Source organism: Streptomyces sp. NPDC091280, assembly GCF_044768565.1.
Classification (GTDB): domain Bacteria; phylum Actinomycetota; class Actinomycetes; order Streptomycetales; family Streptomycetaceae; genus Streptomyces.
In genome coordinates this window covers 81060-95234 of record NZ_JBIVUZ010000016.1, presented here as the reverse complement: position 1 = coordinate 95234, position 14175 = coordinate 81060, and the positions used below count along the sequence as shown (strand labels likewise).

General features: G+C 71.2%; 14 protein-coding genes and 1 pseudogene. 6 read left to right on the top strand and 9 right to left on the bottom strand.

Features of this window, described 5'->3' with window-relative positions; translation table 11 throughout:
• Positions 1 to 18: 18 nt before the first annotated feature.
• On the bottom strand, positions 19 to 513 hold the full coding sequence (locus tag ACIQPR_RS39725; RefSeq protein WP_403659176.1) for an FBP domain-containing protein: 495 nt from the start codon (positions 511 to 513) through the stop codon (positions 19 to 21).
• A 90-nt stretch (positions 514 to 603) separates the two neighbouring features.
• On the opposite strand from ACIQPR_RS39725, the gene ACIQPR_RS39720 reads away from it, so the two are divergent.
• The 4 genes and pseudogenes from ACIQPR_RS39720 to ACIQPR_RS39705 all read left to right on the top strand — a co-directional run bounded on the left by ACIQPR_RS39720 (position 604) and on the right by ACIQPR_RS39705 (position 4276).
• Positions 604 to 1503, top strand: coding sequence for a DUF3626 domain-containing protein (locus ACIQPR_RS39720; protein WP_403659173.1), 900 nt, complete (start codon positions 604 to 606; stop codon positions 1501 to 1503).
• Between the two features lie 155 nt (positions 1504 to 1658).
• Positions 1659 to 1931: pseudogene (locus tag ACIQPR_RS39715) on the top strand (hypothetical protein); the annotation flags it as partial.
• A 24-nt stretch (positions 1932 to 1955) separates the two neighbouring features.
• Complete coding sequence (locus tag ACIQPR_RS39710; RefSeq protein ID WP_403659170.1) at positions 1956 to 2921, top strand: phosphotransferase family protein; 966 nt, start codon at positions 1956 to 1958, stop codon at positions 2919 to 2921.
• Between the two features lie 65 nt (positions 2922 to 2986).
• Complete coding sequence (locus ACIQPR_RS39705; protein WP_403659167.1) at positions 2987 to 4276, top strand: ROK family protein; 1290 nt, start codon at positions 2987 to 2989, stop codon at positions 4274 to 4276.
• A 48-nt stretch (positions 4277 to 4324) separates the two neighbouring features.
• Here ACIQPR_RS39705 and ACIQPR_RS39700 read toward each other — a convergent pair whose 3' ends face one another.
• Positions 4325 to 5287: an SDR family NAD(P)-dependent oxidoreductase gene (locus ACIQPR_RS39700; protein ID WP_403659164.1), complete on the bottom strand. Its 963-nt coding sequence runs from the start codon at positions 5285 to 5287 to the stop codon at positions 4325 to 4327.
• 44 nt (positions 5288 to 5331) lie between these two features.
• Positions 5332 to 6354: a PHP domain-containing protein gene (locus ACIQPR_RS39695; RefSeq protein WP_403659161.1), complete on the bottom strand. Its 1023-nt coding sequence runs from the start codon at positions 6352 to 6354 to the stop codon at positions 5332 to 5334.
• Between the two features lie 79 nt (positions 6355 to 6433).
• Between ACIQPR_RS39695 and ACIQPR_RS39690 the strand changes: the two genes are divergently transcribed.
• Entirely contained in the window at positions 6434 to 6670 is a 237-nt protein-coding gene (locus ACIQPR_RS39690; protein WP_403659158.1) for a hypothetical protein, read from the top strand.
• Positions 6671 to 6681: 11 nt separating this feature from the next.
• Here the strand turns inward: ACIQPR_RS39690 and ACIQPR_RS39685 are convergent, their stop codons facing one another.
• The 4 genes from ACIQPR_RS39685 to otr(A) form a co-directional block, all read right to left on the bottom strand.
• The gene (locus tag ACIQPR_RS39685) at positions 6682 to 7923 is read right to left on the bottom strand and encodes a lectin (RefSeq protein WP_403659155.1); all 1242 of its coding nucleotides are present in this window, start codon (positions 7921 to 7923) and stop codon (positions 6682 to 6684) included.
• Positions 7924 to 8076: 153 nt separating this feature from the next.
• On the bottom strand, positions 8077 to 8742 hold the full coding sequence (locus tag ACIQPR_RS39680; RefSeq protein WP_403659153.1) for a VanZ family protein: 666 nt from the start codon (positions 8740 to 8742) through the stop codon (positions 8077 to 8079).
• A gap of 132 nt (positions 8743 to 8874) precedes the next feature.
• A complete protein-coding gene (locus tag ACIQPR_RS39675; protein ID WP_403659150.1) occupies positions 8875 to 9537 on the bottom strand; it encodes a DUF4230 domain-containing protein in 663 nt (220 codons plus the stop codon).
• Positions 9538 to 9815: 278 nt separating this feature from the next.
• Entirely contained in the window at positions 9816 to 11675 is a 1860-nt protein-coding gene (gene otr(A) / locus ACIQPR_RS39670; protein ID WP_403659147.1) for a tetracycline resistance ribosomal protection protein Otr(A), read from the bottom strand.
• 294 nt (positions 11676 to 11969) lie between these two features.
• Between otr(A) and tuf the strand changes: the two genes are divergently transcribed.
• On the top strand, positions 11970 to 13163 hold the full coding sequence (gene tuf / locus ACIQPR_RS39665) for an elongation factor Tu (protein ID WP_403659144.1): 1194 nt from the start codon (positions 11970 to 11972) through the stop codon (positions 13161 to 13163).
• A gap of 26 nt (positions 13164 to 13189) precedes the next feature.
• Here tuf and ACIQPR_RS39660 read toward each other — a convergent pair whose 3' ends face one another.
• Positions 13190 to 13627, bottom strand: a complete 438-nt coding sequence (locus tag ACIQPR_RS39660) for an anti-sigma factor antagonist (RefSeq protein WP_403659141.1) — start codon at positions 13625 to 13627, stop codon at positions 13190 to 13192.
• Between the two features lie 59 nt (positions 13628 to 13686).
• On the bottom strand, positions 13687 to 14136 hold the full coding sequence (locus ACIQPR_RS39655) for a MarR family winged helix-turn-helix transcriptional regulator (protein ID WP_403659138.1): 450 nt from the start codon (positions 14134 to 14136) through the stop codon (positions 13687 to 13689).
• Positions 14137 to 14175: the final 39 nt, after the last annotated feature.

Below are 14175 nucleotides of genomic sequence, written 5' to 3'. Positions count from 1 at the left end.
GCGGCTCGGGGGCCGACGTCACACGTACAACTTGTCGAGGAAGGCGGTCAGATGGGCCACCGTCCGCTCGATCTGCTGCTCCACCGTGAGGCTCTCCTCGATGCGGATGCCCGACTCGGGGATCTTCCTGCCGCGCACATAGAGGGAGCACGCGAGGTCGGTGCACATGTACAGGCCGACCGAGTTCCCCTCGCGGCCCGCCGGGCCCGCCTTGCGCGCGGTCATCAGGGAGACCCCGCCGCCCGGATGGGTCGTCACGCACAGCGAACACATGCTCCGGTGCAGAAAGCCGCGCTGCGCGGACGGGAACCGCAGAGTGACCCCGACCGGCCCGTCCGCCCGCTCGGTGACGAGGTAACTGCGGTCCGGCGCCCCCGGATCCCGCCAGCCCAGGAAGTCCAGGTCGTCCCACGGGCGGTCGTCGAGATCACGGGGGACCGCCAGCCGCTTAGCCTCGCCCTTCGAGCAGTTGACGAAGGAGCCGCGGATGTCCTGCTCGGTGAGTGATCTCATGGGGGGAGTCTCCTGGGGCGGTGTCCGTATCCGAAACCTAGAGGGTCTAGGTTTTGGTCCAGGGTAGTGAGGTGAGCGGTGCGGGAGCCAATGGATTTCGCGGACGTCGGGGGACACCGGGCGCGGGCGGCCCTGCGGCACGTTGCGGCCGGGTCGTCGGGCCCGGCCGTCGACCCGCGCCTGCGTGTCACCCTCAACTTCCATCCCGACCGCACGGCGGCCGGACGCCCCATCCTCGAAGCGCTGGCGCGGGACGGCGGCTACCACTCGCAGTTCGTCACCGGCACCAGCAACGGCGGACTCACCGCGCACCCCGGCGGTGACCGCTGGCGCTGGGAGAGCCGGATCTTCGCCGGTGCCTACGACGGGGCGCCCGCCGCCGAGAGACCGGTGTACGGCGCGCTGAACTTCCGGCACCAACTGGTCGGCGCCGCACCGAGGTTCGGCTCCTCGCATTTCCGGCTGACGGGTGCGGTCCTCGCCCGCGCCACCTTCTGCTACCCCGACAGCGCGGCCGAACCGACCGACTTCGGCGTCGCCACGGGCATGTCCCTGATCGCGCTCGCCGAGGCCGACGAGCGGGACGCCCTCGACGACTACATCGAGACTCAGGTGCACGGCGGAGTCGACCTCGCCCGGGACGTCGAGGCCCTCGTCCTGGACGCCGGCTACCGCGGCACCCCGGTCGAAGTCGCCGCCCGCCGCCTGCCCTGCCCCGTCGAATGGCACCCCGGCTACCGCCTCACCGTGCCGCGCCTGTGGCAGCACGCGGACTACCGGGGCCGGGAGTTCGCGGATCTCGGGGCCCTCATCGCGGAGAAGGGCGTCATCGACCCCCGGATCATCGGCGACGCCGCCCGCACAGGCCGTCATGAACTCCAGGACCTGAAGATGGTCTGGCACACCCTTGCCCGCTTCGGGGCGCCCGAGGGAGCGGAGGACCACCCCTCCGCCGTCGTGGCCACCGGTGGTGTCGTAGGTGACAGGTGACGCCGTCGGGTGTCAGGCCTGTCTCGCGGGTCGCGTGGGTGGTGGTGGCGCCGGCCGCGAGCAGTGCCGGGACGCGGGCCTCGACGGGGGTGACCTTCGCGGGGGCGAGGTCGCCGGGCTCGGACTCGCCCTGGACACGCAGCATCACCGGCAGCGCCGGAGCGGTCTCGCTCCGCCCGGCCTTCAGCGCCGCTCCGGAGGGCGGGATCACCTTCGTGCAGCACCGGGTCGCCGCCGAGGCGGACGAGGTGCGGGCCCTGCTGGACGCGGGCGCCCGGGTGTTCGTGTGCGGCGACGGGGCGCGCATGGCGTTCCGTACCCTGTACCGGGACCGCACGCCCGGCGCCGACGAACAGTCCGCCGAGCGGTGGCTCAACACGCTGATGGCGGACGGGCGTTACGTCGAGGACGGGTACGCCGCCGGCTGACCGAGACGGAGAGGTGGGCGCGCGGTGACGGAGTCCTGGGAGCGGGTCCGGCGGATCCTCGGCGCGGCCGGCATCCCACCGGCCCGCCTCGGCCGCCTCCGCCCGATGGGCGGCGGCACCTACAACACCGTCGAGGAACTCACCCTCACCGACGGCAGCCGCTACGTCCTCAAGACCGCCCCCACCGTCCCCGGCCTGTCCCACGAGCGCCGACTCCTCGTCTCCGAGGCCGACTTCTACGGCGCCGCCGCCGAGGCCGGGGTGGCCGCACCGCGTGTCGTGGCCCTGGACGGTGACGCGCTCCTGATGACCCGCTGCCCCGGAGAACCCTGGGACGACTCGCTCGCGGACACCGAAGTGCCCGCCCTGCGTACGGAGTTGGGCCGACAGCTCGCCCACCTGCACGAGATCACCGGCCCCGGCTTCGGCTACCCCTCCGGCGCCCTCGGCCCCCTCGCCCCCGACTGGCGGGCCGCGTTCACCACGCTCTACGACGCGGTCCTCGACGACGCCCGCCGCTACCAGGCCTGGCTGCCGCTGCCCGCCGACGACATCGCCCGCACGGCCCGCGCCGCCTTCACCGCGCTGGACGAGATCACGGTCCCCCGCGCCGTCCACTTCGACCTCTGGCAGGGCAACATCCTGGTCGACCGCACGGGCGACACACCGCGCATCGGCGGACTCATCGACGGCGAGCGGATGTTCTGGGGCGACCCGCTCGCCGACTTCGTCTCCCTGGCCTTGCTCGGCGACATCAGGAAGGACGACGCGTTCCTCGCGGGCTACCGGGAAGCGGGCGGCCGGGTCGAGTTCGACCGGTCGGCCCGCCTCCGCTACGCCCTCTACCGCAGCTACCTCTACCTGATCATGCTCGCCGAGGCGGTCCCCAGGGAGTTCGGCCCGGAAGAGAACCGCTGGCGGCGCGAGCGGGTCGGCCCCGAGCTCCTCGCCGCCCTCGGAGAGATCGACGGGACGGCTTCCACCACGTAGTGTGCATTCCAATGGCCCTTAGTTCAGAGCGTGAATTAAGAGGGTGCGGGGTCGGAGGGAGCCACATGGCGGGGCGGAACGGACGCACGGTACGCGACCTCAGGCGGGGCAACCGCACGGCCGTGCTGCAACGTCTGTACTTCGACGGACCCCTCAGCCGCTTCGAACTGGGCCCGGTGACCGGACTCAGCTCCGGCTCGGTGAGCAATGTCGTCGCGGACCTCGTCGCCGACGGCCTGGTCGAGGAGGCCGGCAGTGTCGACTCCGACGGCGGCCGTCCCCGCACCCTCCTCCAAGTCGCCCCGCACAGCGGCCACATGATCGGCGTCGACGTCGGCGAGACCCGGGTCCGCGTCGAGCTGTTCGACCTCACCCTCACCGAAGTCGCCCGCGCGGAACGCCCGTTGGAGCAGCAGCGGTACGAGGTCGAGGTCATCGTCGGCCACATCCGCGACGGCATGGCCGAAGTCCTCGCCGCCGCCGACATCGCACCCGAACGGCTGCTCGGCGTCGGCATCGGCGTCCCCGGCATAGTCGAGCACACCCCGGACCGCGGCGCGGTGGTCCACGGCCAGACGATCGGCTGGGACGCGGTCCCCCTCGAAGAACTCCTCCGCTCCACCTCGCAACTCCCCGACACCGTGCCGTACTTCATCGACAACGGCGCCAAGACCCTCGGCCAGGCCGAGATGTGGTTCGGCGGCGGGCGCGGCGCGCGCAGCGCGATCGTCGTGCTCTTCGGCTCCGGCGTCGGCGCCTGCCTGGTGACACCCGAGGTGGAGAACGGCCGCGCGGTCGAGTGGGGTCATCTCACGGTACGGGTCCGCGGTCGCCGCTGCCGCTGCGGAGCCCTGGGCTGCCTGGAGGCCTACGCGGGCGCCGAGTCGCTGCTCGACCGCTGGCGCGAGCAGGGCGGACGCCCGCCGGAGGGCACCGACGAGGAGACCGCGATGACCGCGCTGCTGGTCGCCGCCCACCCGGCGGACGGCGCCGAGGCCGACCCGGTCGCCCTCGCCGTCCTGGAGGAGACCGCCGAGTACCTCGGTGCCGGTCTCTCCGACCTGATCAACCTCTTCCAGCCCGAACGCATCCTCATCGGCGGCTGGGCCGGACTCCAGCTCGGCTCCCGCTTCCTCCCCGCCGTCCGCCACCACGCCACCGCGTACGCCCTGCGCCACCCCGCCGGACGCGTCACCATCGACCTGGGCCTCCTCGGCCCCGACGCGGTCACCGTCGGCGCCGCGATCCTCCCCCTCGCCGACTTCTTCGCCCGGGGCGGGCGCCGCGCCGAGCCCGAACCGCAGGGCCCACCGCCCGCCTGGCGCACGGCACTTGAGGAGCGCACCCCGCACTGAGGCGACGGCCGGGAGGATGCGCGCACCCTGGAGAAGCCGTGTCCGGAACTAACCGGCGAAGGCGTTCACACCAGTTAGGTCCGCGGACAGCTTCCAGAGGCGTGCGGCCTCCTCCGGATCGGTCGCCCAGGACTTGACGCCCGTGCGCTCGTCGCCGTCGGGGGCGGGCTCCGCGATGTCGCAGTCCTCCAGGTAGACGCCGCCCATGTCGGCCAGCTGCGGGGAGGTGGCCGCCCAGACCTCGGTGGCCGCGCCCTGCTGAGGGGTCTTGAAGCCCTCGGGGTTCAGGACGTTGCCCTGCTCGTCGATCCAGCCGCGCTCGATAATCTCCTCCTTCGGGAGGTGGCGCTGGAGCGGGGTGATGATGCCACCGGGGTGCAGCGAGAAGGCGCGGACACCGCGGTCGGCGGCGAGCCGGTCGAGGTGGACGGCGAAGAGGACGTTCGCGGTCTTCGCCTGGCCGTACGCCTCCCACTTGTCGTAGCCGTGGGTCCACTGGACGTCGTCCCAGCGCATTCCGGAGAAGTGGTGGGCGCGCGAGGACACCGAGACCACGCGGGCGCCACCCGGCTCGATGGCCGGCCACAGGCGGTTGACGAGGGCGAAGTGGCCGAGGTGGTTGGTGGCGAACTGCGCCTCCCAGCCGGGTCCGACCCGGGTCTCGGGGCAGGCCATGATCCCGGCGTTGTCGATCATGAAGTCGACGGTGCGGCCGGAGGCCAGGAACCGCTCGGCGAAAGCGCGCACGCTCTCCAGGTCGCCGAGGTCCAGTTCGTCCACCTCGACGCCGGGCAGCCCGGCCACGGCCTCCCGGGCCGCGTCCGGGCGCCGCGCGGGGACGACCACCCGGGCGCCCGCCTTGGTGAGCGCGCGGGTCGCCTCCAGGCCGAGGCCGGAGTAGCCCCCCGTGAGGACGGCGAGCTTCCCGTCGAGGTCGAGGCCCTCCAGGACGTCGTCGGCGGTGCTCCGCGCGTCGAATCCCGAACCGATCTTGTGCTGTGCAGTGGTCATGAAGGGAACGCTACGAATTGAAGTGCGCTCGAAGTCAAGCGGAGTCACTTGCCGGTGGTCCAGGCCAGTAGCTCGTCCGCCGACCACGTCGTCAGCACCCGTTCGGCCGGCACCCCGCACTCCTCCGCCCGCGCGCAGCCGTTGATCTGCCAGTCGAGCTGGCCGGGCGCGTGCGCGTCGGTGTCGACCGAGAACAGCACCCCCGCGGCCACGGCCTTCCGCAGCAGCCGCCTCGGCGGGTCCAGCCGCTCCGGACGGCTGTTGATCTCCACGGCCGTACCCGACTCGGCACACGCGGCGAACACCTCGTCCGCGTCGAAGGCCGACTCGGGCCGCGCGGCACCCCCGTCCCGCCCGATGAGCAGCCGCCCGGTGCAGTGCCCGAGGACGTCCGCGTGCGGATTCCGTACGGCGGCCACCATGCGGCGGGTCATGGCGCGGGCCTCCATGCGCAGCTTGGAGTGCACGGAGACCACGACCACGTCGAGCCGTTCCAGCAGCTCCGGTTCCTGGTCCAGCGAGCCGTCGTCGAGGATGTCGCACTCGATGCCGGTGAGCAGCCGGAAGGGCGCCCAGGTCGCGTTCAGCGCGGCCACCACGTCCAGCTGTTCGCGCAGCCGCTCGGGGGAGAGGCCGCGGGCCACGGTCAGCCGGGGCGAGTGGTCGGTCAGCACCGCCCACTCGTGGCCGAGCCGGGCCGCCGTACGGCCCATCTCATCGATCGGGCTGCCGCCGTCCGACCAGTCGGAGTGGAGGTGGCAGTCCCCGCGCAGCAGGGCCCGCAGCTCCTGGCCGCCGGGGCCGGCCGGGGCGGGGGCCTCGGCCTCCAGCTGCTCCAGATAGGCGGGGACCCGCCCCTCCAGGGCCTCGCGGGCCACCTGCGCGGTCTTGGGGCCGATGCCCTTGAGGGACTCCAGCGTCCCGGCCGCGGCGCGTTCGGCGACCTCGCCCTCGGGGAGTGCCGCCAGCACCCCGGCCGCCGTACGGAAGGCGCGTACGCGGTACGTGGGGGCCAGGGAGCGTTCCAGCAGGAAGGCGATCCGGTCCAGTGCCTGCGCGGGATCCATCGAGCCTCCTCCCGCGAGGGCCCCTGGCCGGGCGCCTTGGACCGCTCGCGTCCGCGTGATGCGTTCTAGGCTCTATTGCATGACCGAAATCGCCAGCCCGCACATCTCGACTCCACGGATCATGGTGCTGAAGGTGCAGCCGGGCACCCCGCCGTTCCGCATCGTGGAGATCGACGGGGAGATGGTCTGCGAGGCCACCGGGATCACCGACGTCCTCCAGGTCGCGGCCGTGTGCGGCATCACGGTCCACGACCTGGACGATCCGGACGTCGTCCGCTGGGTCGGCGGGGACAAGTTCACCTGGTTGCCGCACTAGCCCCTACGGATTCAGCCGACGGTCCATTTCTGGTTGGCGCCGCCGGAGCAGGTCCAGATCTGCAACGGGGTGCCGTTGGCGGAGTTGTTGCCGGTCACGTCCAGGCACTTGTCGGCCTGCGGGTTGACGATGTCGTGCGCCGAGCTGACGGCCCACTTCTGGGCGGCGGAGCCGTTGCAGTCGTAGAGCTGGACCCTGGTGCCGTCGGCGGTCCCGCCGCTCGCCACGTCCAGGCACTTGCCGAGCGCGCGGATCGTGCCGTCGGAGCCCACGGTCCACTGCTGGGCGGCCGTGCCGTTGCAGTCGTAGAGCTGTACGGCGGTCCCGTTGGCGGTGTTCGCGCCGTTGACGTCGACGCACTTGCCGGCGAGGCCCTTGATCGCCACCCCGGTGGCCGTGTCGCTCGTGGTGACCGAGACCGAGTCCACCACCAGCTGGGCCGGGAAGGCCGTGGCGCTGTTCGGGTCGCCCGGCCAGTCGCCGCCGACCGCGAGGTTCAGGATCAGGAAGAACGGCTTGTTGAACGCCCAGGTGTTGCCGCCCACGTCGGCGGGCGTACGGGTCTCGTAGACGACACCGTCGACCGACCACTTGATCGAGCCGGGCGCCCAGTCGACGGCGAAGGTGTGGAAGGCGTCCGCGAAGGCGGCGCCGTTCGCCGGCGTGTAGGCGGCGCCTATCCCGTTCGCGCCGGAGTAGCCGGGGCCGTGGATGGTGCCGTGGACCGTGGAGGGCTCGAAGCCGACGTTCTCCATGACGTCGATCTCGCCCGAGTTGGGCCAGCCGACCGACCCGATGTCGGTGCCGAGCATCCAGAACGCGGGCCACATGCCCTGCCCGCGCGGGATCTTCATCCGGGCCTCGGCATGCCCGTACTGCGCGCTGAACTTCCCGGAGGTGTTCAGCCTGGCCGAGGTGTACTGGCAGGTTCCGTACCAGCACTGGTAGTTGGCGGGGTTCTCCTTCTTCGCCGTGATCACCAGATGGCCCTGGCCGTCCAGGGCCGCGTTGTTGGTGCCGGACGTGTAGTACTCGCGTTCGTGGTTGTTGACGTTGTCGCCGGTCTCCTGCGTCCACTTCGAGGAGTTGACGGCACTGCCGGCCGCTCCGTCGAAGGTGTCGGAGAACGTGACGGCGTCGGCCTGGGCGTCCGCCGAGGCCGACGCTCGCGCCGGACCGGTCGCGGCGGTCGCGACCAGTGCGGCGGAGAGAGCGGCGAGGAGACAGCTGCGCAGTACGTGTGGGGAGGCCACGGCATTCCCTTCTGCGCGGCGCACGTGGGGACCGGTGCGCCGACCGAGGTGGGGGGTGAAAGCGTCGCCTCTTGATTTAAGAAGTGAGATAAGGGCAGCGTCAATACCTTGGTACGGACCAGTAGTTGAAGGCTGCGGGCCGGTGGTCGCTCGTCACGAGGCGGCCTTCGGTGCTTTGGCCGCCTTGGCCGCCTTGGCCGCCTTGGCCGTCTTCGTCGTCTTCGCCGCCTTCGGTGTCCTCGCCGTCTTCGCGACGGGCTTGCGCGCGTGCACCGTCCGGCCCAGCCGCCGTCCCAGCAGCAGCCAACCCACCAGCGCGCCCGTGGTGTTGAGGATGACGTCGTCGATGTCGAAGGCCCGCCCGGTGATCAGCGCGCCCTGCGCGAACTCCACCATGAGCATCACGGTCGCCGTCAGCAGCAGCACCCGCAGCACACCGCGCGCCCGGGGCGCGAGCACCGGCACCAGCACGCCGAACGGGATGCCGAGCACCACGTTCCCGCCGATCTGCTTCACGGCGTCACGCATCGCCGGCTGGTCGAGATAGGCCTTCAGGGAACGGCCCGGGTGCAGATTGGTATGCACGAGCGCCTTCGACGCGGGGGACGGCTCCAGGGTCAGCTTGGCCAGGACGACGGCGAACGCCACCATGAAGACGAAACCGAGCAGCATCGACAACAGCCGCAGCGGGAGCGGGAGTTGGTAGCGCTGCGGAGGCGGTGCGGGCTTCGACGGACGCGGGGTGCGGGCCGTCTTCGGCCCGGCCTCGGTCTTCGGCTCGGTCCTGGTGCGGCGCAGACGTGCGGCGGTACGGCCCATGCGTAAGGTCCTCCGGTCTTCAACTTCCCTGTCTGGCAAGGCGATTACCCCCGAATCGGCGGAGGATGCCATGGCGGTGGAAGCGACCCGGGTGCGCCGCACCTGCCCGCACCCGGGTCGCCGGTCGGCTGCTCAGGCCGCGTAGGAGATGGTCACCGTGGTGAAGCCCAGCGAGCCGAGCAGGCCCTTGAGCATGTTGGTGGTGTTGGTCTCGGCGCGGGCGGTCAGACCGCTGGTCTTGGCCGCCGAGGCGATGTGCTTGGAGGCCAGCTTCTGCACGGCCTGCTCGCTGTTGGGGTTGTCGGAGAAGATGTCGCCGAGCCGGTCCAGCAGACCGCGCTGCTTGGAGACCGTGTACGAGTGGTCCGGGTCCAGCGCCGGCTTGCCGAGCGTGGCGTGCGGCAGCCTGATGGTGGCCGAGGTGCGGTCGTCGTTGACCGTCACGTCCTGCTTGCCGAGCTTGCCCAGGTCGACGTAGCCCTCGACGGTGCCCGCGCCGACGTACAGCGTGCGGGTGCCGCGGATCGCGGCCGGCAGGAACTTGGCGTCCTTCTCCAGGTCCACGACGACCTGGAAGTTGCCGGAGGCCGCGTCGTAACGGCTCATGTCCTGAATGGACTTGAGCAGCGCCGGACCCGAACGGTCGTGGGTCTCGGTGCCGAAGATGTCCCGCAGTCCCGGGAGCACGGCGAGCCGGAGCCCGGCGAACAGCACGGCGATCACAACGACGACGGCGGTGAGCACCTTCGCCCAGCCCGGCATGCGCCGGGGTATACGGCTGATGGAAGTCGTCATGGGGACGGCCCTCCCTTCCTCGGTATCCGCATGCCCCCCAAACGCCCTGTCAGACCGACGCGTTGGCACAACGGTCGCGCTGACGGGGGCACGGAGGGCGCACGGGCGTGAAAGTCACTGTTCCGGCCGCCAGGAGCCCTGGCCGACCGCGCAGACAGCATTTCCCGGCCGGGCCGCCCCATGCGTCCCGTGACCTGTCCGGAGCACGGTCCGGTCCATGTCGTGACACGGACACGGACACGGACGTCGACATGGATGGGGCACGGCCCGAACGGGCCTCAGTGCGGCCGGAGTTCGCGGTCGCCGGCGGGACGCGACCACCACACCCCCTCGCCGCGCGTCAGTCCGGGCAGGGCCGACTCCACGTCCCGCACCCGCCGGGCCGGCAGCTCACCGGTGATCACCCAGGTGTCGACGCCGGCCGTGGTGCCCGTGAACTCGGCCTGGCAGGAGGCGAGTCGCGCGGTCACCGGGGCGAGCGCGTCGTGCGGAACCTCCGTCTCGAACGCGACGTACGGCTCGTAGAGCCGTGTCCGCGCGGACCGCAGTGCCTGGCGCAGCACGATGGGGGTGAGGCCGCGGAAGTCGGCGGCCGTGCTGAGCGGGCCGACGAATCCGGACCGGATGAGGGTCACCCGGTAGTCCGTGACGGGCGCGCCGTGCAGCCCGCTGAGCAGGGTGGAGTGGACCGTGTCCTCGACGGCCTGGTGGAACGCGCGGGGGAGCGCGCCGAGTTCGGTCTCGTAGGTGAAGACCCCGCCGGAGCCGCGCGGCCCCGGTTCGACACGCAGCCCGATCGTCGCCCAGTGGCGGCGGCCGTCGTACCACGGCCGTTCCTCGCAGGCCTCGCCGGTCCCGGCCGGGCGTTCCAGGAACCGCACCCGGCTCGGCTCGAAGTCCGCCTCGACGCCGAAGTCCTGGACGAGGGTCGCCGCCAGGACCTCCTTCTGGACCTCGCCGTACAGGAGCAGCGCGGTCGCCCCGGAGGCGGCGGGCCGCGCGTGCAGCAAGGGGTCCTGGTCGGCCAGCGCCAGCAGCGCCGAGCGCAGGACCGCCGACTGCCCGGGACGCCGGGCCCGTACCACCGTCTCCAGGGTCGGCGGCGCGAACTGCGGTGCCCGGTCGGTGAGTTCACCGAGCCGGTCGCCGACCCGGATGTCCTTCGGGCCGGTCAGCGCGCCGATGTTCCCGGCGGTGAGCGGTCCGGTCCGCCCGATCACATCGAGGCGCGTGACCCGTCCGCAGACCTCGACGGCCCGTCCGTCCGCCCCGTGCCGGCGGAACGTGAGCCGCTGCTGCGGGACGACCTCGCCGTCGTAGAGCCGCAGATACGCCGTCCGTTCGCGGCCGGGGCCGGGGCGTACCGCGAACACCGTGCCTCGCGGGGTGCCCTGGCCGGTCGGTGCGGGCGGGATCAACTGGACGAGGCGCGCGACGAGTTCGGGGATTCCCTGGCCGCCGAGGGCCGAGCCGAAGAGGAGCGGGTGGATCGAGCCGTCCGCGGTGCGGGTGGCGAGGGCCTCGCTCAGGTCGTCGGGGGTGGGGGGCGGGCCGTCGACGACCGCCGCGAGGACGGCCGGGTCGACGTCGGCGAGTGCCTCGGCCAGGTCCGGGTCGCCGGGCGGGCGGGGCAGCACACGGGCGCCGGGCGTGCCGAGGCCCGTCACGTCGGTGAGGGGGACGACGTGCGGGGTCAGCCGGCGGCGGACGTCCGCGAGGAGGTGGTCCGCGCGGGCGCCGGCCCGGTCGATCTTGTTGACGAAGACCAGCGTGGGCAGCCGCAGCCGCCGCAGGGTCCGCAGCAGGACCCGGGTCCGCGCCTGGACGCCCTCCACGGCGGACAGCAACAGGACCGCGCCGTCGAGGACTTCGAGGGCGCGCTCGACCTCCGCGACGAAGTCCGCGTGGCCGGGGGTGTCGATCAGGTTGATCTGGGTGTCGCCGCAGGTGAAGGCGGCGACCGCCGAACGGATGGTGATGCCGCGCTGTCGCTCGATCGCGCCGTCGTCCGTACGGGTGTCGCCCGCGTCGACGCTGCCGAGCCGGTCGATCGCGCCGTGGTCGAACAGCAGCCGCTCGGTGAGGCTGGTCTTACCGGCGTCGACGTGGGCCAGAATTCCGATGTTCAGGGTGTGCATGCGTGGTCGAGTCCTCAAGAACCGTCGTCCGGTGGGAAGGGCGGTGGATTCCGAGGAGTCGGCGCATGTGAGGGTTCCTGACGGGAGAGGACACGGACGCGGCCATCATCGCGCCCCTCCGCGGTCGGTCCGCAACCGGTTTTCGGGGTCAGCGGCGTGAGGCGAGGCCCTGCCGGCGGTGCGGCGCATTCACAACGGTGAGTCCGTCGGCGCCCTGTTCGACGCGCCGCCCAACGAATAGACATGAAGGGACGGAGCGACTCGGCAGCACCGAGCTGATCAGGAGGACTCGCCGTGGCGAAGGCGAAGTTCGAGCGGACGAAACCCCATGTGAACGTCGGCACCATCGGTCACATCGACCACGGCAAGACCACCCTCACGGCGGCCATCACGAAGGTGCTGCACGACCGGTTCCCCGACCTCAACCCCTTCACCCCGTTCGACCAGATCGACAAGGCGCCCGAGGAACGGCAGCGCGGCATCACGATCTCCATCGCCCATGTCGAGTACCAGACCGAACGACGGCACTACGCGCACGTCGACTGCCCCGGGCACGCCGACTACATCAAGAACATGATCACCGGTGCCGCCCAGATGGACGGCGCGATCCTGGTCGTCGCGGCCACCGACGGACCCATGCCGCAGACCAAGGAACATGTGCTGCTGGCCCGGCAGGTGGGGGTGCCGTACATCGTCGTCGCGCTCAACAAGACGGACATGGTCGACGACGAGGAGATCCTGGAACTGGTCGAGCTGGAGGTGCGGGACCTGCTCACCGAGTACGAGTTCCCCGGCGACGACGTGCCGGTGGTGAAGGTGTCCGCGCTGAAGGCCCTGGAAGGCGACCCCGAGTGGACCGCCTCGGTGCTCGAACTCCTCGACGCCGTCGACGAGTTCGTGCCGCAGCCGACGCGGGACGTGGACCGGCCGTTCCTGCTGCCGATCGAGGACGTCTTCACCATCACCGGGCGCGGCACGGTCGTCACCGGCCGGATCGAGCGCGGGGTGCTGAAGGTCAACAACGAGGTCGAGATCATCGGCATCCACGAGCAGAAGACCAGGACGACGGTCACCGGCATCGAGATGTTCCGCAAACTCCTCGACGAGGGACGGGCCGGCGAGAACGTCGGACTGCTGCTGCGGGGCGTCAAGCGCGAGGACGTGGAGCGCGGCCAGGTCGTCATCAAACCGGGATCGGTCACCCCGCACGTGGAGTTCGAGGCGCGTGCCTACATTCTCTCCAAGGACGAGGGCGGCCGGCACACGCCCTTCTTCCACAACTACCGCCCGCAGTTCTACTTCCGCACGACGGACGTGACGGGTGTGGTGACCCTGCCGAAGGGCACCGAGATGGTCATGCCGGGCGACAACACGACCATGCACGTCGAGCTGATCCAACCCATCGCGATGGAGGAGGGGTTGAAGTTCGCGATCCGCGAGGGCGGCCGGACGGTGGGCGCGGGCCAGGTCACCCGCATCGTCAAGTAGCCCTCGTCACCTACAGGTAGCGCTCCTCAACCGGGCGTGGTCTCCGTCTGCTCCAGGGCCGCGTCCAGCGTGGGTCGGGGCGGCAGCAGCTGCGCGAGTCCGGTGATCCGCAGGATGCGCAGGGTCAGCGGATGGGTGCACACGAGGTGCACGCTGCCGCCCCGGTCCAGCACCCGACGCCGGGCGCGGAAGAGCAGGCGCAGGCCCGAGCAGTCGAAGAACTCGACCTGCCGCAGGTCCAGCACGACGCGCGCCTCCGGCCTGCCGGTCACCCGGTCCAGATACGGGACGATCTGCGTCGCCGCGGCGATGTCGATCTCGCCGCGCAACTCCAGCACCGTGAACCCCCGGTCCTGGTGGATGCGCAGATGCCGGGTGAGCGGTGTGGGTTCCTGCTGCACGACCACATCCCCTCCAACAGTCCCCGCCCTGCAAGTTACCCTCGATGGAGTGAATTTGAGCATGTTCGATTGACATATGTCTTCGAATCGAGCCAGAGCTTTCTGAGATGTTGGGGACGGGCCTACGACAGCGCGTGCCAGGCCTTGGAAAGTGCCTGGCGGAACTGCTCGCTCTGGTGCGCTGTGAGCTCGCGCACCATCCGCTCCTCCAGCGCCCGCACCTGCCCCGCGCACCCCGCCAGCAGCTCGCGTGCCTCGTCGGTGAGCAGGATCAGCAGTTCGCGCCGGTTGCGCGGATTGCGCTCGCGGCGGACCAGCCCGCGCCCCTCCAGTGAGCGGACCAGATCGGCGATCGACTGCGCGGTGACGAAGGAGTCCCGGGCCAGCTGTGCGGCCGACAGGCCGTCGTGTCGCTCCAGGACGGTGAGAGCGGTGTACTGGAGAGCGGTGATGCCGTACGGCCTGACCAGCTCGTCCAGTCGTGAGCGGACGACCAGCTCCACCTGCTTGACCATGTACAGCAGGGACGGGAGCGCCTTTGTCGCGGGGGCGCCAACCAGGGATTCAGCCATGGATTCACCCTAGAGCATTGACAGGAAACCTGTCTGTAA